Source organism: Peribacillus frigoritolerans, from assembly GCF_004358755.1.
Classification (GTDB): Bacteria; Bacillota; Bacilli; order Bacillales; family Bacillaceae; genus Bacillus_P.
Window position 1 is genome coordinate 1,022,449 of sequence record NZ_SMZY01000002.1, and the last position, 19,600, is coordinate 1,042,048.

Sequence of the window (19,600 nt, forward strand, 5' to 3'; positions counted from 1 at the left end):
TAGTGCTTGTTAGAACAGTCAGCAAATGAGGGTTTCCTATGAATATAGAAAAAATAGCTGTATCCCCGCGCTTTACCTCTCATGGCAGAAATAGTATCCAAATCAGTTATTCTTTGAGAGCAAAACTAAGTTTGCCATTTTCATCCGGCCTTGTGAAAGTAATGTGCGGAAGGAATAGTATTTTCGCAAAAATCGTATGTATGAATGAAGAACATACTCATGTTTCTATCCACCAGGAACTGCTTAAAGAGCTTTCGCTTCCTGCTTATCCTTTTAAGATCAGCATAAAATATGATTCTCAGAAAAGATGGCTTGAGCTTGGACCTGTTGTTGCTGTCTTAACCGAAATTGATGCTGCTGAAAAGCCGGTCTCCCTTGGAAGCATAGATTCTTTTTGCAGAGAGCTCGCTTCATGCAGCGCAGAAAAGGGAATCTTCTTTTATGTTTTTTCCCTGTCTGATTATCATCAAGAAAAGATGAATGGCTATACACTCAATCAGAATGAATGGCAGGAATGTTCTGTTCCTCATCCGAGTGCTGTCCATAATCGCATTCATTCCCGGACCCTGGAACAGTCAGAGGATTTTTTAAGGATGACGGCAGATTTCATCCAGCATAAAGTTCCCTATTTTAATGACAGATTTCTAAATAAATGGGAAGTTCATCAGATATTAAATGCAACTCCCCATCTCACCCCCTTCCTGCCGAAATCTGAACTGCTTTCATCAAAAACGGTTCTCGAAACGATGGTACACCTGTACCCTGTTGTATTCCTAAAGCCTATTAACGGCAGCCAGGGAAAGCGGATCTTTAGAATCTGTCTTACAGATGAAGGATATGAACTTGATTATTCTACTTTCTCAGGGCATTTGCTGCGGGATTATCTTTCCTTTGACGATCTTTTTCAAAGTCTTCTTCCAAGAATTAAGAAAGAAGCTTTTATCGTTCAAGAAGGAATCGAGCTGCTGACTTATGAGAAAAAGCCAATGGATTTCAGGATACTGTGCCATAAAAGAAATTACTCCCAGTGGAAAATCTCTTCCGGTGTTGCCCGCGTTTCTGCGGAAAATCAATTTGTGGCCAATATAGCCCGCGGCGGCTCTCTGTACAAAATCAGAGAGGCCCTATCTGCTTCTTTTGAGTTGTCAGAAGCTGCTCATATCAGCAAGCTCTTAAATGAACTTTCACTTGAGATTGCCGAGGCTTTGGGTAAATATGCAGGCGGTCTTTACGGCGAATTCGGCATGGATCTGGCCGTCGATTCAGGGGGGCATCCATGGATTATTGAAGTAAACACAAAGCCTTCCAAAAATACAGAAGAACGCAAATCACTGGCGGCAAGGCCTTCAGCGCGGTCCATTATTGATTATTGTTTATTTTTAAGCGAAGCTCATCAGGATGAAGCTCACTAAGCTTTTCTATTCTATGCAGGAGGTGTTTTATGAATCCTTCTTACAGCATTACTGCCATATTCTCTGAAGCAAAAAAATTGATACTTCCGGCTTCCGTCAGACATGAAACGAATGAGATGATCACCGAGGTTGTTTTTGGAACCGCAGCATCTCCATGCTTTGTTGAATTTCAGGAGCTGAATGGTGCTATTAAGATATCAAAGGACTTAATGGATCAGATCCGCCTTCCTCTTGGAAAAACACAATTGATTCTTCACCAGAACTCTGTATACCTGGGACCGCTGATAGGTATATTTACTGCTGGATTTACCGGCTCCATTCTGCGCCCTATTGGTAATCGTTCGTTATTTTTCGCAAAATACTTAACAGCTCAAAAAGCAGCCGGATTGTTTGCCTATGTTTTTGGGGCTCACCTCATTGACTGGGAATCCGGCATTGTAAATGGTTATACATTTGATGATGATGGATGGAGGCAAATGAAAATCCCGCTTCCGAACGTTGTATATGACCGGCTGCCAAATCGGGAAACCGAAGATCATCATGCGATGAAAATGGTTAAAAAACGGCTTAAAACCGAGTATGGGATACCATGGTTTAATCCGGGGTTCTTTGATAAATGGACGATTCACGAGCTCCTCCTTTCCCACGCTGAAGCAGCCGTGTATTTGCCGGAAACGATGCTTGATCCCTCATACGAGCAAATAGAAAAAATGCTCCGCCGTCATAATAGCGTGTATTTAAAGCCGAGAAATGGAAGTCTTGGACTGGGTGTTTTTCAGTTAATTTATGAGCCTGATGAGCATATCTACTACTGCAGGTACCGTTCTCAGGAAGATAATATCCTGCGCAAATACAAATCGCTGGATCAATTTTTCAAGTTTTCATTTGGAAGCAGAAAGATGGAAGATTACCTCCTCCAAGAGCGGATAAAACTCATTCGGATCGAGCAGCAGCAAGTTGACTTCCGTGTCCATACAAATAAGGATTCAATGGGCCGATTTCACGTTACCGCCATTGCCGCCAAAATTGCCGGCAAAGGCAGTGTTACTACACATGTAGATAATGGAGGCACTGTCAAAACACTTGAAGAGCTTTTTGATCAGAAAGATGAACGCAATCAGGCTTTTCGTTCACTCACTTCTGCAGCTCTTGTTCTAAGCGAGAAAATCGATCAATGTATTGAAGGCTTTATTGGTGAAATCGGCTTTGATTTTGGCATAGACGACTGCGGCAATGTTTGGCTGTTTGAGGCAAATTCAAAACCGGGCAGATCGATCTTTTCTCATCCTTCACTTAAAGAAGAAGATTTGCACTCAAGAAAGCTGTCACTTCAGTATGCTCTTTATTTATCTAAAAAAGCGATTGAAGAACCAGAGGTGCTTTACAAATGAGCCTGCTTTCTTGCTGGCCAATCGTCGGCATCCTGACAGGAGAAGGCGGAAAGGGAAAAATCTTTCATGGAGATGGCACCTATTTCAAAAGCCTTCAGCGCAAGATGAAAGCTGCGGGCGGTTTTTGCTATGTATTTACTTTAAACGGTGTAAAAGAAAAATATATTGAAGGATTTGCCTTCAGCAGTAAAAAGCAGCAATGGGCAAAAATGGCATGCCCGTATCCGAATGTGATCTACAATCGGATCGCTTCACGGGACGAAGAAAGCTCGGAAACCTTTCTGTTGCTTAAAAAAGAAATAATCTCCTCCCAAATCCCTTTTTTTAATTCTGTCTATTTTGATAAGTGGGATGTGCATCAAATCCTGTCTAAATCTTTGCAGTCCTATCTCCCCCCTGCAGAAAAAGTTCAATCCGCAGAGGATATTCACTCTTTTCTCTCAGCCTGTTCAGGTGCGTATTTGAAGCCATTAAGGAGCAGTCAGGGCCAGGGAATTTACCGGATACGCTCTGAGGAACATCAATATGAGGTAACATCGATTGATGGTTCAAGTGAATTATGTGATAAAACGTTTTTTGCTGAAAAAAAACACCCTTTCTATGAAGGCTATCTCATTCAAAAAGAAGTAGCCTCAGATACCTTTCAAAACAAAAAATATGACCTTCGGGTGCTCACATTGTTAGGCAAAGATGATTATCACATCTGCGGCATCGGCGTACGTTCTGCTGCAAATCGTCAAACACTGACGACACATGTTCCAAATGGCGGATCGATTTTACCATTTGAATCTGTTTCAGATAGAGTCAGCATGGAGGAGCTTCAAATGATTGCAAGAACTGCCGGCAGGGAGTTAGCCTCCCATTATGGCCAAATTGGAGAATTTTCAATGGATATAGGAGTAACGGAATCAGGCCCGGTCATTTACGAAGTAAACAGCAAGCCTATGCCCTTTGATGAGCCCCATATTCAAACGCACCGCATTAACAAGCTTGCCGCTTTATTTATGCACCTTTCTGCAGGTACATCTTCACTTCGCTCCCGATTTCCTTTAAGATAAAATCATAAGGAGCGATGAATGAGATGATTACACACTTTCAATGGCAGCCTTTGTTTAAACAAACAAATCTGCCAGGCTGGCGTGTCTCTTTTTACTATAAAGGGATTCACTGCGATGCCATTTACCATAAAAATGGCGAAATCGAGTGGGGCACGTCCAAACCTGCATTAGATGACGAGGAACAAATTCGGTCCCGCATTCACGAGTTAATGCTGTTTCACGTTTATGACGGTTAATTTCAGCCTTTCCTCCGCAAAATAAGAGCAAACAGCGAAGGAGGGTTCACTTTGAAAAACAAAGCAAAGGAACAAAAAGATACAGAGTATGAGGGCAGAGATAAAGCCTATCTGGATATTGACCGAATGATCAACGAAGGATTATCAGGCGGTTCTGTGCATATGCGGGATAAGTACACGAATATTGAAGAGGCGCGCGACCTCGAACAAGAAGAACCTCCCGCTCAAAATGAGAGCTAGGCTATCGCCAGGCTCTCTTTTTTTTATATAATAGAAAGGCAGGGAAAGGAGTTATCACGATGATTGATAAATTAGCATCCCACTACAAAGAAGCCTTCTCTCTTGCCTATTCGCATGAAAAAAAGGGCTACAAATGGTACAAAACAGAAGATGGCCAGGTATTCGGCATCCTAAAAGAAGCCTTATCTGAACAGGAAGAAAGCCTGCTTTCGACTTTATATACATCTTATGATTCGGGTTTTGGAGTACACAGTGAGCGTTCTGAAAAATGGCTGCACTATCTGTACGGTGAAAACAGCCCTCCTTTCGTTCCATCGGCAAACAGCATCAGGTGCTATTACTTCTTCAGCAAACAGCCGGTCTCTGACAGGCAGAGCTTTGAAGAAGCGATGCAGGGATCGATTCCAGCTTCAACTATTCTCTGGATCAGCCGCCATAAAGGCATTATCTTTGAAGAAAGCCCTGAACCGGTCATTGATAAGGAAAGCTTCGATCAATGGATTGACACATTTACCAGCGATTTTTTCATCGAGCTGCACGTCTATATTGGCCAGCTTCATAAAATGTCAGTTGAATTAAAAGCAAGAATTTTATCTGAGCAGGCAAGCTTTGAAGTGATTTACAATTCGTTCAGGATGAAAAAATGCGTAACATTTTCAGAGGCTCTGCCCGTGCTCTTTCTTAACGGAAGTGTCAGCGGACAGCTCATATCTGAATTATTGAGAGAATCTTTAGAGGACAGCGAGCTAGTGCAAACATTGAAGGTTTATTTTGAATGCAACCTAAACGTGTCCCTTACAGCAAAAAAATTGTACATGCACAGAAACAGCGTTCAATACCGGATTGACAAGTTCATTGAAAAAACAGGGCTCGACATTAAGCATTTTCACGAAGCAGCTGCATTTTCTTTAATGATGAAGTACTTGGAGCAGCTTGCAGAATAACTAAGCTGTTCACCCTGCACGAAAACCCTTACATTTTTTTGTGCAACCTGTCCATAGGCTTATCCTCAGAAATGAATTACACTGAATTTATAAATAAAACGTTTTCATTTTCTGAGGAGGATTCAAATGGCTGAGCTTAAATTAAACAATATTTATAAAATGTATGATAACAAGGTAACGGCAGTTGAAGATTTTAATCTTCACATTCAAGATAAAGAATTCATCGTTTTCGTCGGCCCATCAGGCTGCGGTAAATCAACGACTCTTCGTATGATTGCAGGCCTTGAAGAAATTTCTAAAGGCGACTTCTCAATTGACGGCAAACGCATGAATGACGTTGCGCCGAAAGACCGCGACATCGCGATGGTTTTCCAGAACTACGCGCTTTATCCTCATATGTCTGTTTATGACAACATGGCATTTGGACTTAAGCTCCGCAAATTCCCTAAAGAAGAAATTGATCGCCGTGTGAAAGATGCTTCTCGCATTTTGGGTCTAGATCAATATTTAGACCGCAAGCCTAAAGCATTGTCAGGCGGTCAGCGTCAGCGTGTTGCACTTGGACGTGCCATCGTTCGTGACGCAAAAGTATTCTTAATGGATGAGCCTTTATCAAACTTGGATGCTAAATTGCGTGTGCAAATGCGTGCTGAAATTTCTAAGCTTCATCACCGCCTGCAAACAACAACAATTTACGTAACACATGACCAAACAGAAGCAATGACAATGGCTACACGCCTTGTTGTTATGAAAGACGGCATCATCCAGCAGGTCGGCGCTCCTAAAGAAGTATATGAAAAGCCTGAAAACCTTTTTGTTGGCGGATTTATCGGTTCACCATCTATGAACTTCTTTAGTGGTCAATTAACAGACGGCAAATTCTCTATCGGAACTCAATCCATTGTTGTTCCTGAAGGCAAAATGAAATATCTTCGCGAGCAAGGCTACGTTGGCAAAGAATTGATCATGGGCGTGCGTCCTGAAGATATCCATGATGAGCCAGTGTTCATCGAATCTTCTCACGGATCAAAAGTAGATGCTAAAATCGAAGTATCTGAGCTTATGGGTGCTGAAACGATGCTCTACTCTAAAATCGACGGCCAGGACTTCATTGCACGTGTAGATTCACGTACAGACGTAAGACCAGACCAAATCATCCAGCTTGCTCTTGACATGAACAAGTCTCACTTCTTTGATAAAGAGACAGAGGTTCGTATTCGTCCGGCAAGTGAACAATAATAAACATCAAATCAGCCTGAGACTCTCTCAGGCTGATTTTTTTATTTCCTCGCCTTCCCCGCACATTCTTACTCCCTAATGTGTATTGCCTCTTCATGAAGACAATTGCTGCAAGAAAACAAATGGATGCACTGATGTGATTCAAGAGAATCCATGACCCCATCGAATAGCTTCATTGTGTCGATTTCCATATATGCGCTGTATTCATCTAAATAATCGGTTATTTTTCCATGATCCGTCATGCTGATTTTGCAATTCGGACAGGCTGCTGCTTCCATCTCACTGTTAAACCCATTACAAAGCGGGCACATGTTCATTTTTATCACCTGCAGCTTCATATACTTGATTCCTCTTTATATATTCCCTAACTCTCTTTCACTTTATGTAACACCTATATTTCCATAATAATTACCATTTTCGCATGTGCATATATTTTCACGGGAAATACATAATACGTAATAACAACAGTTGAACACCCGCTGCACCCTCACATGATGGGTTAGCCGAGAAGGCCATGAATCATTTCGACTCATGCACTGGTGCAACTCCAGCTTACCCAAAAACTATATTATTTCAAGGAGTGTATTTACATGGCACAATCACGCAGCAATTCTTCAAATCAACTAGTTGTACCTGGTGCACAACAAGCAATCGATCAAATGAAGTACGAAATCGCTTCTGAGTTCGGAGTGAACTTAGGACCAGAAACAACTGCTCGTGCTAACGGATCTGTTGGCGGAGAAATCACAAAACGTTTAGTTTCATATGCTCAATCAAACATGGGCGGAAAATTCTAATAAGACAACCAAATAACATGGCTTAAAGGACCCTGGCATTCCGCCGGGGTCTTTTCCAGTTTCCACATTTCTTATCAGCCCTTAGTATCAAACAAGTTCCCTTCTCCATATACATGAAGAAAACATCCAGAAGGAGAATGCTCCATGTTTGAAACCATTGATTGGAGAGCTGTTACATTCATTTGCGCGAGCCTCGCACATGAAATGATTGTTCACTTTAACATGCCCAGAGTGTATTATTTTGAACAGGAAAAAAAGCAGCTGCTGAATGAGGTTAAATCTGTAAAGCTGTAAATTTCACCATAAAAAAAGAGCAGGCTGCATAACCGCTCGCGCCTACTCTTCAAGTTTTCTAAGGAAACGTTTTGTCCGTTCTTCTTTTGGATGATCAAATACTTCAGCTGGTGCACCGCGTTCTACGATGACCCCATTATCCATGAAGATCACTTCATCTGCCACATCTTTTGCAAATCGCATTTCATGAGTGACGACCACCATGGTCATTCCTTCTGCGGCTAAATCTTTCATCACATTGAGTACGTCGCCGATAAGTTCAGGATCAAGGGCTGAAGTAGGCTCGTCAAACAGCATAACCTTAGGCTCCATCGCAAGGGCTCTTGCTATGCCTACGCGCTGCTGCTGCCCGCCTGAGAGCTGAAAAGGATAGAAATCCATTTTATCCCCAAGGCCTACTTTTTCAAGCAGGGCACTTGCTTTTTTCACGGCTGTTTCTTTGTTTTCTCTCTTCACGATTACTGGCCCTTCAATTACATTTTCAAGGGCTGTTTTATGCGGGAAAAGATTATAGCTTTGAAAAACCATACCGGTATTGCTTCTAAACTCAGTAATTGTTTTTTTAGCCACATTCCCCGAGAAATCAAGTGTTTGCTGATCAAGCTGAATGATCCCCTTTGTCGGTACTTCCAGTACGTTCAGGCATCTTAGGAATGTTGTTTTTCCAGACCCGGATGGTCCGATCACAACAACTACTTTCCCCTTTTCAATCTCCAAATCAATGCCTTTTAGAACTTCTAATTCACCAAAGCTTTTATGCAATCCTTTTATTAAAATCATATGAGTGCTCCTTTACTACCTTGCAACATAGCGGTCCAGTTTTCCTTCAATTCGCTGCTGGATGACCGATAGCGCCAAGCAAATGATCCAGTAAAGCAGAGCGGCTTCAGAATACATGAGCAGGAATTCATAATTCGTTGATGCAATTTCCTGGGCTTTTCTGAACATCTCTGTTACAAGAATTAATGATGCAAGTGATGTATCCTTTACTAAACTGATAAAGGTGTTGGAGAGCGGCGGTATCGATACACGCGTAGCCTGCGGCAATATAATTCTTTTTAGCGTCTGCGAGTAGCTCATTCCGATTGAATATCCCGCTTCCCATTGTCCTTTAGGTGTAGATAGTATAGCGGCTCTGATTATTTCTGATGCATATGCACCGACATTCAGGGAGAAACCAATTACTGCTGAGATAAACGGACTGATTGTCACTCCTACACTTGGAAGACCATAAAAGATGATAAACAATTGGACAAGGAGCGGAGTTCCTCTAATAATTGAAACGTATATTCTTGCGATTATCTGAAAAGGTTTTATTGTTGATATCCTTGCCAAAGCTGTCAGAACAGCAAGAATCATTCCAATAGCAAAGGAGATCAGTGTCAAAGGAAGTGAATAATACAAAGCTCCCTTCACCAAAGGGAGAAGGGAACTTTGTGCAATATTGGCCAAACGTTCTAACCGTTCAGGGTCTGCAAAAATATTATTCAGATACATCTTCGCCAAACCATTTCTCGGAGATTTTCTTATACGTGCCGTCTTCTTTCATTTCTGCTAATGCTTTATTCACTTCTTCCACTAACTTGCCGCTGTCTTTGCGGAACATTAGTCCGCTTTGTGCAGCATCTTCACTTTCATCAACAATTTGAATGGGTGCGTTGCCGCGCTGATTCTGGAAATCAAGGACAGATAGCTTGTCGTTGATCGTTGCATCTGCACGTTTAGAATTAATGAGATCGATTGCTTGAGTAAATCCTTCTACACCAACAAGCTCAGCACCATTTTCTTTGGCAATTTCCCCGTAGTTGCTTGTTAAAGATTGTGCTGCTTTTTTCCCTTTTAAATCTTTAAATGATTGAATGTCTTTATTGTCTTTATGTGTGACAAGTACAGCGGCAGATGAAATATATGGTTCAGAGAAATCATATTTTTCCGTGCGTTCAGGTTTGATGCCTACCTGGTTGGCAATCATGTCAAAACGTTTAGCATCAAGACCGGCGAACATTGCATCCCACTGTGTTTCTTTAAACTCAGCCTTCACGCCAAGACGCTTTGCAACTTCTTGTGCGATTTCTACATCAAAGCCGGTTAATTTATCTTTGTCATCATGGAATGTGAAAGGAGGATATGTACCTTCTGTTCCAATGACAAGCACACCCTCTTCTTTTACTTTGTCAAACAGTTCAGCGTCAGTTCCTGCCTGATCCCCTTCTTTCTTTTTATCGCCGCCTGTTCCGCAAGCAGACAAAATCAGCACAAACACTGATAAAAGTGCAAATAGACTAAAAAATCTTTTCATGTTTAAACCCCCACTAATCTTATCGGATTTTAATAAAGTACGTTAGAATATTACCTCCAAGACCGCCTTCTGTCAATTGATTTGTTTTACTTTTTTAGTGTAACCAGTTTAGAACATAGTATGTTTTTCTCTTCTCCTTCAAATGAAGTAAAATGAAAGAAAACCGACAGGAGAGTTTGTTATGAAAATCGCACTATTTGGCGGAACAGGAAGAGTTGGCAGAGCATTCTTAGAACAAGCCCTAAATGAAGGGCACAATGTCCGGTTGCTTGTCAGAGATCCTTCAAAAATAGAGAACATAGATAAAAATGCTGAGATGATTAAAGGAAATGCACGTAATCTTCAAAGCATCGAGAAAACAGTTTCAGGCTGTGATGCAGTTGTCAGCTGTCTCGGCACCGATGGAGATGATACCCTTACAGTCGCAGTGCCGCTGATTGTACAGGCAATCAAAAATGAAAACATAAACAGAGTAATTACAATTGGAACAGCTGGTATTTTACAGGCAAAATCCAATCCTGACCTGTACAGATTTCAATCAAATGAGTCGAAACGGACTTTGACAAGAGCAGCGAACGAACATTTAAATGTCTATCAGACATTAAAAGAGTCCAATCTCCAATGGACAATCGTCTGTCCCACTTACCTGCCAGATGGAGAATTAACAAAGAAGTACAGATTTGAGGAAAATTATCTTCCGGAACACGGAAAGCAAATATCTGCTGAGGATACAGGGTATTTCACTTATCAGGTTCTAATTGAAAAGTCCTTTATCCGTAAACGGGTCGGACTGGCTTACTAAGGCATTACTATCTTCTAAAAAAAAACAAAAACCACGTGCCTGACTAAATCAGGCACGTGGTTTTCTTATCCTGCAAGGGTATTCTGTTTTCCCTGCTGCAGTTCATACATTTGATAGTACTTTCCTTTTTGTTTCATTAATTCATCGTGATTGCCCCGCTCCGCTATTTCACCCCGGTCAAGGACAAGGATTTGATCTGCATTCTTAATAGTAGAAAGCCGATGAGCAATGATAAATGTTGTTCTGCCTTTTTTCAGAACTTCAAGTGCATCTTGAATGACAGCTTCTGTTTCTGTATCAATGCTTGCCGTAGCTTCATCTAATATGAGAATGGCAGGATCATAAGCGAGCGCTCTTGCAAATGAGATCAGCTGGCGCTGTCCCGATGAGAGCGTGCTTCCTTTTTCGATAACAGGCTCATCAAATCCAAGGGGCAGATGCTTCAGCAATTGATCTGCGCCAACATCTTTTAACGCTTTCTCCACTTGTTCTCTGGTGATATCCGGATTATCAAGGCTTACATTCGAAGCAATCGTTCCTGTGAACAAAAATGGATCCTGAAGCACAATCCCCATATGCTCTCTGACTGCCTGGCGCGGCATGGATAATATATCTTTGCCGTCAATTGTGATTTTGCCTTCTTTTATATCGTAAAAACGAAACAGTAAATTCATAATCGAACTTTTTCCTGAGCCGGTGTGCCCGACTAATGCTACGGTTTCACCCTGCTTCGCTTCAAAATCAATATTTTTTAAAACGTACTCGCCTTCTTTATAGCCGAACCAAACATTTTCAAATGCCACATTTCCTTTATAGCGAGGTTCTTTTTTCTCGCTGACATCCGTTCCATTTTCATCAAGCAGGCTAAACACTCTCTCAGACGCAACACGCGCTGTTTCAAGCTGGGCGAATTGATTCACAATACCTGTGATTGGCTGAAAAAGCCTGTTTAAATAATCAACAAACGCATACAGAACTCCTATCGAAACAATAGAACCAACGCCTAAAGAGGCTCCTCCAAAATACCAGATAAGCGCCACAAACGCACAGTTCCGCATAAAACCTACCATATTATGCGACAGCAGGGAGTTCAGGCTCAGCAGTTTATTCTGATAGTGAAAATGGGATGCGTTTAATTCTTCAAATTCCGCTTTCGTTTCTTCCTGTCTGCGGAAAGCCTGAATAATCGTCATTCCCTGAATGGATTCATTAATTGTTCCGTTAATATCGCTGACAAGGGATCGAATCTTATGATTATAGGTTGAAGCATACTTTCGGTATACGATGCTCCAGACGACAAGGATCGGCAGGATGACCGTACAGATTAATGCAAGTTTTGCATCAAGCAGGAATAAGGCAATGAAAATACCTGTTATATAGATGGCACTTGTAAAGAATGTTGAAAGCACAGCTACAAACAGTTCTCTGATTGCTTCCGTATCATTTGTAATTCTTGCAACAACTTTTCCTGCCGGAAGATTATCAAAATAAACAACCGGCAAGCGCTGTATATGCTCAAATACATCCTGGCGCATCTTTTGAATAATGCGGTTTGAAGTAATTTGCAGAAAGTACCTCTGCCCATAGTGAAAGAATGAAGCAAAGACAAGCAAACCAAAATAAATGGCAATTAAAGTGATGAGCCCTTTAATTTCAGGCTGATAAAATGCAAACAGCTGTTCAGAAGTCAGCCTGCTGCCTGTATAAGAAGCAGAATCTGTTCCTCGTTCAATAATGACTGAATTGCCGGCCGCTCTTCTGTCTCCGTCAAACCGAATTTCACCAGTTATGAAATAATAGTCGCGCTGCACTTGCAGAATGTGAACTTCTTTGCCTTTTTCTTCACCTGGTTCAAAGTAATCCTCGCGTTTATACCAGGATCCTTTGTAGGCTACAGCATTTTCCCCTTCTGCAGTTTCATGCCACTTCTTCTCAATGCCCAATATGTGGTCATCGATCATTTTTTTTGCGATAAATGGTCCTGTAAGCTCAGCCCCGACTGCAACAGCAAGCATGATTAAAGCAAGTATTAATGTTCTTTTATAAAGGGCAGCATAGCGTATCAGTCTTTTTCCTGTGCTCATGCTCCCACCCCGCCTTCGTTTTCAGCTTCAATTTGCTGGCGTTCATATTGCTCTTTGTACCAGCCGTTATTCGAAAGCAGCGTTTGATGCCTGCCTTCTTCAATGATTTTTCCTTCATCGAGCACAAGAATCCAGTCTGCGTGTTCGACAGCAGATAGACGGTGTGTCGTAATAAATGTTGTCTTCCCGGCACGCTCACTTCTAATATTTGAAATGATGGCTGTTTCCGTTTTTGCATCAACAGCTGACAGGGAATCATCTAAAATCAGAATTTCCGGATTGATCAGAAGGGCACGTGCAATGGAGATCCGCTGTTTTTGACCTCCAGATAATGCAACTCCCTTTTCCCCTACTAATGTATTCAATCCATCAGGCAGCATTTCAAGATCTTTTCTGAAAAAAGCAAGATCGATTGCTTTATTCAGCTCTGCGTCTGATCCTTCTTTTTTTCCAAATAAAATATTCTCTCTCACTGTTCTTGAAAACAACACGTGATCCTGAGGAACATATCCAATAAAGCGCTGCAAGGTTTCAAGAGGTATTTTCTCAATTGGAACCCCGGACATTGTGATTTCACCGCTTCCAGACGGATATTGCCTGAGCAGCTGTTTAACGATTGTTGTTTTACCGCTGCCGGTTTTGCCTACAATTCCGATTGTGTCCCCTCTATTTACTGTTAAGCTGACATGCTTTAAGTTCTCTACTTCAGAAGAAGGATACTGAAACGATACATCTTTAAACTCAATCTTTTTAGGTGAATCAATATCCTCCGCCTGATCATGATTTTTCACATCTGCTTCATAAGATAGTGTTTCGTTGATCCGGTCAAGTGATGCGTTGCCCCTCTGCATGATATTGATCAGTTCCCCAATGGCAAACATCGGCCAGATCATCATTCCAAGGTAAACGTTAAAGGACACCAGCTCACCAAGGGTAATTTCATTATGAAAAACTAAGTATGCGCCATAACCGAGTCCAATCAAATAACTGATCCCGACAAGCAGCTTCATTGTCGGTTCAAATAATGCGTCAATTTTTGCTACACTGACATTTTTCTTAAAAACATCATCCGTTAACGTGTTAAACCGGTTTACATCCGCTTTTTCCTGAACGTAAGCACGAATCACACGCACGCCTGCCACTGACTCCAGCACCTGGTCATTCATATCGCCGAATGAGTCCTGAGCTGCCATGAACCTGGCATGAATTTTTTTGCCGTAGATTCCCATCGCAACTGCCATAATCGGAAGAGGAAGTATTGCGGCAAATGTAAGCTTCCAGCTGATGAGTATTCCCATTGTCAACAGAATCGTCAGCATGAACATGCTTGAGTCAACCAATGTCAAAATCCCAAATCCGGCGGTCGTCGAGATGGCCTTCAAATCATTTGTGGCCCTGGCCATTAGATCTCCCGTTCTGTTTTTCTCATAAAAGCGCGGAGTCATCACTAGGAATTGCCCCATCAGTTTAGACCTTAGGATTCTCTCAGCGAGATGAGCCCCGCCAAATAAATTGTACATCCAAAAATAAGATAAAATATAAACTAGAACACCCAATCCAAGAAACAAGACAATATATTGAACGAGCAGCTCACTCGAAAATTGTCCAACCTGAATATCATCTATAGCATTCCCAAGCAGTTTAGGGGGAATAATTTCAAGAACATTTACAACTAAAAGCAATACGATTGCAGCCGTATACCGCTTCCAATACTTTTTAAAAAACCAGCCTAACTTCACTAACACCGAGAACATCTGATCATCTCCTTTGTCTATCTAACCTTATCCTGCTAACCGCTGTCTGGATCTCCTTTTTTCATCAATTTCTCTTTTTTCATCATCATTACAAACATACTCGCTTCCTCCTTTAAGATTTATATTATATAAAAAAGGCAAACCTCCGCATGCCGGGGATCTGCCTTTTTACAATCAAACATAAAAAGGCACAGAAGGATACAATGCAGCATACCCCTGTGCCTTTTCCTTTTTATATTCAGAGACTGATTACTCTAAACGGTATAAAGGTATGGCGGGGCTGCACAAGAAAGAACGCTTCGATCATACGCAATCACAATTAATTTTTTCATGTCAAACCCCTCCTTTACCAAATTTTTATTTTAATCCTTAGATAGATTACCATCTTTTTCATTATTTTGTCAATTGGAATTTTTCCTTATTTTCTGGTTAACCTGCAATTTTTATTCTTCAATAAAGACAGCCGTTCTATATGCAATAATTTCAAACGCACTCTGCAAAAGAGGTGGATTTATCTTCCTTCTGCCTATATCTTTACATCCAGATCCGCGAAATTGACCCCCATAAAAAAAGAGGTTTATAGGTACATATCATCATTTTCACCTTCAAGATGTTTCAAAAAACAAAAAACAAGGTAAAGAACTGTAACAAACAACAGAAGATAAGGAAAATTGAAGGAGGAAAACAATGAGCCAGTTAGTTTCCACTAGTCTATGTACCCAGGATCAATTCAGAATGGATCAAATTATTAGTTTAAATCAGCTCGCAAAAAACTATTCAGGAAAGGTGTACTTCTTAGCTGGAAAACGAAGCATCGTTGATGTCTCAAAGTTTCCTTCTTTGATTACTTTCTTTCTGATGACATCTGGATCCAATCAGATTAAAGTGCTCATCGATGGGGATAACCCGAGTGAGATCTTAGCTGAAATGGAAACCATTTGTTCAACTGAATCAAGATTTACAACGAATTTCTTAAACACAGCTGAAAAAGTAAAGGTATAAAATCAGTAATCCCTTACAAATGATAAAGGGAGTATGGCTTACTTACATTACAACAGAGAAAAGGAGATTATGACTTATGATCAGAACTATTTTAATCGTTATTGGAGCAATCGTTGTTATTGGCTGGCTGCTTAATGTAGTTATGTAATTTAAAGATAAACAAGGGAGAGGAACCTTATGTCTGAACATAAACAAGTAAATGTTGAGAGAAAAGAAGAGCACAAAACGAATAACAGTCTTCTTGGAGCTACTTTTATTAAATATGCAGCATATTTGGTTATATTCTTCGGTATTATCTGGTTTTTAATTACTTATATATTACCCATGTTTCAATAGTATTTGAACTAATATTTTTCTCCGCACCCTGCTTTGCAGGGTGTGTTTTTATTTTAGGCTGTTTTCGCAAAGATTGTTGTTTTCAATTATAAATGTTGTCCGTTCCTTGCAGCGAGAGGAACTTGCTTTCCGCGGGGAGCATGGGAGCCTCCTCGTGCCTGCGGGGTCTCCCACTTTGCTCTAATTCCCGCAGGAGTCAAGTTCCCTCCGCTGCAATCCACTATGGGCTTTTAACATTTCATTCATTAGCAACAATATTTACGAATATAGCCTTGTTTTATATTAAGGCTGGATTTTCGCAATGTATGCTTCTTTACAAATAATGCACTTTCGCTCCACACACTTGACTTCTGCGGTAAATAAAGGGATGAGTGAGACCTGCAGCGTAAAGAAACGGAGATTGATACCTAAGTTCGTGCATCTAACCGATTTTGCAGCCCTAACCTAATGTAATTCACCACTTCCGCATATCCCAATTTTGACGCTTGCTCCGAAACGGCAGTGCAAATAATTGTACTGAAAAAGCTGAACGAGAATGATCTCGTTCAGCTTTTCGTTAATTACCTGATGCATCACCGGCATCAGATCCGCCATCCGCTGGCGGTTCTGCCGGCTGCTCTGGATCTGCAGGCGGTTCTGCCGGTTCTGCCGGCGGTTCTGGTTCTGCTGGCGGCTCTGGCTCTGCTGGTGGCTCTGCTGGTTCTTCAGGTTCGGCTGGTTTTTGCTCTTCTTCTTTCTTTCGTTCTTCTTCTTTTTTGCGTTCTTCTTCTTTTTTAGCTTCTTCCTCTTCTTTTCTTGCCTGTTCTTCTTCTTTTTCAGCTTGCTCTTCTTTGCGTTTTTGCTCTTCAGCCTTTTGCTTTTCAGCATCTGCTTTCGCTTTTTCTTCCTGCTTTAGACGTTCCTGTTCTTCCATTCTTGCCTGTTCTTCTCGTTTAGCCAATTCATCAGCTTCTTGCTTACTTTTTTCTTCTTGTTTCTTATTACTCTCTTCATTAGAGGTTTCTGTTTTCTTTTTCTTTGGCTTACTTTCTGTTTTCTTGAGAGGAGGAAGATTAAAATCCTCCGGTTTCTCATTTTTCAGGGCTGCATCCATAATCACTTTAAATAACGGTGCAGCTGTCGCACTGCTTGACGTATTCAGATAATTGTTTTGATCTGTTTGATCATAGCCAAGCCACATTGCTCCAACTACGTTTGGAGTATATCCGACAAACCATTGATCTTTTACTCCATCAATTCCATCAATTCCAAGCTGTGTGGAGCCGGTTTTTCCAGCCAGCTCATGATTTTCAAGCTGTGCTTTTTTCCCTGTTCCTTCTTTCACTACGCCAAGCATCATATGGGTCATTTTTTGCGCGATTTCCTTTGTTGTAACGTTTGTTTCTTTCTTTTTCCATTCTGCAATCGTATTTCCCTGAACATCTACAATTTTCGTAATCGCATGGGCCTCAACGCGGGTTCCTTCATTTGGAAAAGCCGTGTAAGCTTCTGCCATATTCAGCGGAGCCACACCTCTATCAAGGCCCCCAAGACCTAAACTCAAGTTACGGTCATTCTCGGTAATTGGCAGGCCAAAGCGTTTAGAAGCGTCAACGCCGGCTTGTACGCCGATTTCATTCAGCGCCCATACAGTAGGTACGTTGTATGACTTAATTAAAGCTTCATACATGGTAACCTCGCCACGATAGCTGCCATCAAAGTTTTTAGGTGAATATCCGTTAATATCGAGCGGTTCATCTTTCAGCATCGTATCAACATCCATCCCGTTTTCTAATGCAGGTGTATAAACAGCTAATGGTTTCATCGTTGAACCAGGCTGCCTTTTCAGCTGAGTTGCTCTGTTAAACTGTCTGAATGAATGCTCTCCTCTTCCTCCAACAAGCGCCTGTACTCCTCCTGTTTTAGGATTGACGAGAACTGCTCCGCTTTGAACGAGCTGATCGCTCTGACTTTCAGGAAAATTAGCATCGTCTTTATATACCTCTTCTATAGAGGACTGCATATCCTGACGCAGCTCGGTATGAATCTCAAAGCCTCCCGCTAATAGTTCATTTTGCGTCAGACCGTATTTTTTAATGGCTTCTTCAATGACATGATCTACATAGAAAGGATAGCGTCCTTTATATTCATCAAGTTCCTTTCGTTCAAGCACAACTTTTTCATTTTTTGCTTCTTTCATTTGTGCTTCCGTTATGAACTTCTCTTTTTTCATTAAACTTAAGACAACATCCCTGCGGTCTAATGATTTTTCAAGGTTTTTCACAGGAGAGTAGTTTGTCGGCGCTTTAATTAGTCCTACTAAAATAGCAGATTCATTAATTGTAAGATCAGCTGCTTCTTTTCCAAAATAAACTTTAGCTGCTCTTTTCAGCCCCCATGCTCCCTCTCCAAAATAAATCTTATTCACATAGAGTTCTAATATTTCTTCTTTTGAATATTCTTCATCTATTTTTTTCGCAATGAAGTACTCATCAAACTTCCGTTTAAATGTTTGATCGTGAGTAAGCAGCGTGTTTTTAGCAAGCTGCTGAGTAAGGGTGCTTCCTCCCTCAACTACGCCTCCTGCTGCTACATTCTTAAACATCGCGCGGATAATTCCTAAATAATCTATTCCGCTGTGATTGTAGAAATTTTGATCTTCTGTCGCTTGAAGAGCTTCGTAGAAATGATCCGGTACATCCTCATAATCTACCCACTCATTTTTAGAGGTTGAAATTTTGCTCGCAATCTCGCCATTTTGATCATAAATAATAGTCGGCGCATTTGCTCTTTCTTCTAATTTGCTGACATCCTGTGATGCAATGACGACATTATGTACCATAAACATAAGGATGATGGCCAGCAGAACGAAAATCAAAAGCTTCGTAAATACACCCTTAATTGAGAATAGTGACTTTATCATTAGTAACCCCCTGAAATTAGAAAATTAGTGCTTCTACTTATTACCCTAATTATCAAAGGTGTACGCCTATTTTGGAAAATATGTGGCTGTCAAAACCAAAAATCTTTATGTAATCGATTTCTTCACGGGAATTGATTATTTTTTCTGAAAAAGGGTATCTATTTATAAACACATTTTTCCTAGAGAGGATATGATCAAGATGAATACGTTTAAACATATAGTCGTTGCCTATGATGGACATGATGAAAGTCAGGCAGCTTTAAAAACAGGAATTGATCTGAGCAAACAATTAGAATCTAAGCTGACAGTCGTGCACGTTTTCCAGGAAGAACACGTGATGCACACCAGAGGAGTTCAGCCTGTTATTCCGAGTGCTCCTGCTAATGGCTATTTGACAGACAATCTTCAAAACTATCCGGTTGCGCCTCCTCCTTCTCAAGAGCTTGATCAAACTCATACTCAGCATGATTACTTCGATAACGCAGATGAAATTGTATCAAGAATCAAAATGAAAATGGATGAGAATCAGGCGATTGGAGAGGTTGAAATCTTATCAGGCTCTCCATCGGATGCGATCTTAAAATATGCAGAAGAAAAATATGCCGATTTAATCGTAATGGGAAGCAGAGATTCAGGCGGCCTGAAAAAATTGCTGTTTGGCGGAGTAAGCGATAAAGTGTCCCATAACTCAGCCATTTCAGTACTGATTGCAAAATAACCTTTTATACGAATGCATTCCTGCATTCGTTTCTTTGATTTCATTCATCTTTTTCAGGTTTATGCACGAACAATTAACCTTTTCAGAAAATA

20 protein-coding genes are annotated in these 19,600 nt (G+C 41.0%); 13 read left to right on the forward strand and 7 right to left on the reverse strand.

Annotation, left to right across the window (positions count from 1 at the left end; genetic code table 11):
- Positions 1–38: 38 nt before the first annotated feature.
- From E2R53_RS12415 to E2R53_RS12445, 7 genes are all read left to right on the forward strand, one after another.
- Positions 39–1,412 carry a YheC/YheD family protein gene (locus tag E2R53_RS12415; protein WP_133312038.1) on the forward strand — a complete coding sequence of 458 codons (1,374 nt, stop codon included), beginning with the start codon at positions 39–41 and terminating at the stop codon, positions 1,410–1,412.
- A gap of 29 nt (positions 1,413–1,441) precedes the next feature.
- Positions 1,442–2,803, forward strand: coding sequence for a YheC/YheD family protein (locus E2R53_RS12420; protein WP_133312039.1), 1,362 nt, complete (start codon positions 1,442–1,444; stop codon positions 2,801–2,803).
- Positions 2,800–3,861, forward strand: coding sequence for a YheC/YheD family protein (locus tag E2R53_RS12425; RefSeq protein ID WP_133312040.1), 1,062 nt, complete (start codon positions 2,800–2,802; stop codon positions 3,859–3,861). The genes E2R53_RS12420 and E2R53_RS12425 overlap by 4 nt, the downstream gene beginning before the upstream one ends.
- Before the next feature lie 23 nt (positions 3,862–3,884).
- Positions 3,885–4,097, forward strand: coding sequence for a YheE family protein (locus E2R53_RS12430; RefSeq protein ID WP_133312041.1), 213 nt, complete (start codon positions 3,885–3,887; stop codon positions 4,095–4,097).
- A gap of 51 nt (positions 4,098–4,148) precedes the next feature.
- On the forward strand, positions 4,149–4,337 hold the full coding sequence (locus E2R53_RS12435) for a hypothetical protein (RefSeq protein WP_133312042.1): 189 nt from the start codon (positions 4,149–4,151) through the stop codon (positions 4,335–4,337).
- A 59-nt stretch (positions 4,338–4,396) separates the two neighbouring features.
- Positions 4,397–5,281 (forward strand): PucR family transcriptional regulator, encoded by an 885-nt coding sequence (locus tag E2R53_RS12440; RefSeq protein WP_133312043.1) that lies wholly within the window; start codon positions 4,397–4,399, stop codon positions 5,279–5,281.
- A gap of 126 nt (positions 5,282–5,407) precedes the next feature.
- On the forward strand, positions 5,408–6,520 hold the full coding sequence (locus E2R53_RS12445) for an ABC transporter ATP-binding protein (RefSeq protein ID WP_133312044.1): 1,113 nt from the start codon (positions 5,408–5,410) through the stop codon (positions 6,518–6,520).
- Between the two features lie 68 nt (positions 6,521–6,588).
- On the opposite strand, the gene E2R53_RS12450 is transcribed toward E2R53_RS12445, so the two are convergent.
- On the reverse strand, positions 6,589–6,858 hold the full coding sequence (locus E2R53_RS12450) for a hypothetical protein (RefSeq protein ID WP_286166162.1): 270 nt from the start codon (positions 6,856–6,858) through the stop codon (positions 6,589–6,591).
- Positions 6,859–7,110: 252 nt separating this feature from the next.
- On the opposite strand from E2R53_RS12450, the gene E2R53_RS12455 reads away from it, so the two are divergent.
- Positions 7,111–7,317 (forward strand): alpha/beta-type small acid-soluble spore protein, encoded by a 207-nt coding sequence (locus E2R53_RS12455; protein WP_029283608.1) that lies wholly within the window; start codon positions 7,111–7,113, stop codon positions 7,315–7,317.
- 144 nt (positions 7,318–7,461) lie between these two features.
- Positions 7,462–7,611, forward strand: coding sequence for a hypothetical protein (locus tag E2R53_RS23275; protein ID WP_165970972.1), 150 nt, complete (start codon positions 7,462–7,464; stop codon positions 7,609–7,611).
- A 42-nt stretch (positions 7,612–7,653) separates the two neighbouring features.
- Here E2R53_RS23275 and E2R53_RS12460 read toward each other — a convergent pair whose 3' ends face one another.
- From E2R53_RS12460 to E2R53_RS12470, 3 genes are read right to left on the reverse strand one after another with little or no spacing between them, the layout of a single operon-like run.
- The gene (locus tag E2R53_RS12460; RefSeq protein WP_133312045.1) at positions 7,654–8,391 is read right to left on the reverse strand and encodes an amino acid ABC transporter ATP-binding protein; all 738 of its coding nucleotides are present in this window, start codon (positions 8,389–8,391) and stop codon (positions 7,654–7,656) included.
- A gap of 15 nt (positions 8,392–8,406) precedes the next feature.
- A complete protein-coding gene (locus tag E2R53_RS12465) occupies positions 8,407–9,108 on the reverse strand; it encodes an amino acid ABC transporter permease (RefSeq protein WP_133312280.1) in 702 nt (233 codons plus the stop codon).
- On the reverse strand, positions 9,095–9,910 hold the full coding sequence (locus E2R53_RS12470; RefSeq protein WP_133312046.1) for an amino acid ABC transporter substrate-binding protein: 816 nt from the start codon (positions 9,908–9,910) through the stop codon (positions 9,095–9,097). Before E2R53_RS12470 ends, E2R53_RS12465 begins: the two co-directional genes overlap by 14 nt.
- A gap of 181 nt (positions 9,911–10,091) precedes the next feature.
- On the opposite strand from E2R53_RS12470, the gene E2R53_RS12475 reads away from it, so the two are divergent.
- Positions 10,092–10,712: an NAD(P)-dependent oxidoreductase gene (locus tag E2R53_RS12475; RefSeq protein WP_133312047.1), complete on the forward strand. Its 621-nt coding sequence runs from the start codon at positions 10,092–10,094 to the stop codon at positions 10,710–10,712.
- Positions 10,713–10,777: 65 nt separating this feature from the next.
- On the opposite strand, the gene E2R53_RS12480 is transcribed toward E2R53_RS12475, so the two are convergent.
- Together E2R53_RS12480 and E2R53_RS12485 are read right to left on the reverse strand one after the other, a co-directional pair.
- Positions 10,778–12,796 (reverse strand): ABC transporter ATP-binding protein, encoded by a 2,019-nt coding sequence (locus E2R53_RS12480; protein WP_133312048.1) that lies wholly within the window; start codon positions 12,794–12,796, stop codon positions 10,778–10,780.
- Positions 12,793–14,550: an ABC transporter ATP-binding protein gene (locus tag E2R53_RS12485; protein ID WP_133312049.1), complete on the reverse strand. Its 1,758-nt coding sequence runs from the start codon at positions 14,548–14,550 to the stop codon at positions 12,793–12,795. Before E2R53_RS12485 ends, E2R53_RS12480 begins: the two co-directional genes overlap by 4 nt.
- Positions 14,551–15,237: 687 nt before the next feature.
- On the opposite strand from E2R53_RS12485, the gene E2R53_RS12490 reads away from it, so the two are divergent.
- Both E2R53_RS12490 and E2R53_RS23280 read left to right on the forward strand, forming a co-directional pair.
- Entirely contained in the window at positions 15,238–15,552 is a 315-nt protein-coding gene (locus E2R53_RS12490) for a hypothetical protein (protein WP_133312050.1), read from the forward strand.
- Positions 15,553–15,729: 177 nt separating this feature from the next.
- Positions 15,730–15,888, forward strand: coding sequence for a hypothetical protein (locus E2R53_RS23280; protein ID WP_165970973.1), 159 nt, complete (start codon positions 15,730–15,732; stop codon positions 15,886–15,888).
- Between the two features lie 556 nt (positions 15,889–16,444).
- Here E2R53_RS23280 and E2R53_RS12495 read toward each other — a convergent pair.
- Positions 16,445–18,790, reverse strand: coding sequence for a transglycosylase domain-containing protein (locus E2R53_RS12495; RefSeq protein WP_133312051.1), 2,346 nt, complete (start codon positions 18,788–18,790; stop codon positions 16,445–16,447).
- Between the two features lie 199 nt (positions 18,791–18,989).
- Between E2R53_RS12495 and E2R53_RS12500 the strand changes: the two genes are divergently transcribed.
- Positions 18,990–19,508: a universal stress protein gene (locus E2R53_RS12500; protein ID WP_165970974.1), complete on the forward strand. Its 519-nt coding sequence runs from the start codon at positions 18,990–18,992 to the stop codon at positions 19,506–19,508.
- Positions 19,509–19,600: the final 92 nt, after the last annotated feature.

What these genes read in the sequence shown, in the direction of transcription:
- E2R53_RS12430 (WP_133312041.1), top strand. Translation starts at nt 3,885, where the DNA reads ATGATTACACACTTTCAATGGCAGCCTTTGTTTAAACAAACAAATCTG.
- E2R53_RS12440 (WP_133312043.1), top strand. Translation starts at nt 4,397, where the DNA reads ATGATTGATAAATTAGCATCCCACTACAAAGAAGCCTTCTCTCTTGCC.
- E2R53_RS12495 (WP_133312051.1), bottom strand. Translation starts at nt 18,790, where the DNA reads ATGATAAAGTCACTATTCTCAATTAAGGGTGTATTTACGAAGCTTTTG.
- E2R53_RS12465 (WP_133312280.1), bottom strand. Translation starts at nt 9,108, where the DNA reads ATGTATCTGAATAATATTTTTGCAGACCCTGAACGGTTAGAACGTTTG.
- E2R53_RS12460 (WP_133312045.1), bottom strand. Translation starts at nt 8,391, where the DNA reads ATGATTTTAATAAAAGGATTGCATAAAAGCTTTGGTGAATTAGAAGTT.
- E2R53_RS23275 (WP_165970972.1), top strand. Translation starts at nt 7,462, where the DNA reads ATGTTTGAAACCATTGATTGGAGAGCTGTTACATTCATTTGCGCGAGC.
- E2R53_RS12425 (WP_133312040.1), top strand. Translation starts at nt 2,800, where the DNA reads ATGAGCCTGCTTTCTTGCTGGCCAATCGTCGGCATCCTGACAGGAGAA.
- E2R53_RS12500 (WP_165970974.1), top strand. Translation starts at nt 18,990, where the DNA reads ATGAATACGTTTAAACATATAGTCGTTGCCTATGATGGACATGATGAA.
- E2R53_RS12450 (WP_286166162.1), bottom strand. Translation starts at nt 6,858, where the DNA reads ATGAAGCTGCAGGTGATAAAAATGAACATGTGCCCGCTTTGTAATGGG.
- E2R53_RS12485 (WP_133312049.1), bottom strand. Translation starts at nt 14,550, where the DNA reads ATGTTCTCGGTGTTAGTGAAGTTAGGCTGGTTTTTTAAAAAGTATTGG.
- E2R53_RS12480 (WP_133312048.1), bottom strand. Translation starts at nt 12,796, where the DNA reads ATGAGCACAGGAAAAAGACTGATACGCTATGCTGCCCTTTATAAAAGA.
- E2R53_RS12490 (WP_133312050.1), top strand. Translation starts at nt 15,238, where the DNA reads ATGAGCCAGTTAGTTTCCACTAGTCTATGTACCCAGGATCAATTCAGA.
- E2R53_RS12455 (WP_029283608.1), top strand. Translation starts at nt 7,111, where the DNA reads ATGGCACAATCACGCAGCAATTCTTCAAATCAACTAGTTGTACCTGGT.
- E2R53_RS12475 (WP_133312047.1), top strand. Translation starts at nt 10,092, where the DNA reads ATGAAAATCGCACTATTTGGCGGAACAGGAAGAGTTGGCAGAGCATTC.
- E2R53_RS12415 (WP_133312038.1), top strand. Translation starts at nt 39, where the DNA reads ATGAATATAGAAAAAATAGCTGTATCCCCGCGCTTTACCTCTCATGGC.
- E2R53_RS12445 (WP_133312044.1), top strand. Translation starts at nt 5,408, where the DNA reads ATGGCTGAGCTTAAATTAAACAATATTTATAAAATGTATGATAACAAG.
- E2R53_RS23280 (WP_165970973.1), top strand. Translation starts at nt 15,730, where the DNA reads ATGTCTGAACATAAACAAGTAAATGTTGAGAGAAAAGAAGAGCACAAA.
- E2R53_RS12470 (WP_133312046.1), bottom strand. Translation starts at nt 9,910, where the DNA reads ATGAAAAGATTTTTTAGTCTATTTGCACTTTTATCAGTGTTTGTGCTG.
- E2R53_RS12420 (WP_133312039.1), top strand. Translation starts at nt 1,442, where the DNA reads ATGAATCCTTCTTACAGCATTACTGCCATATTCTCTGAAGCAAAAAAA.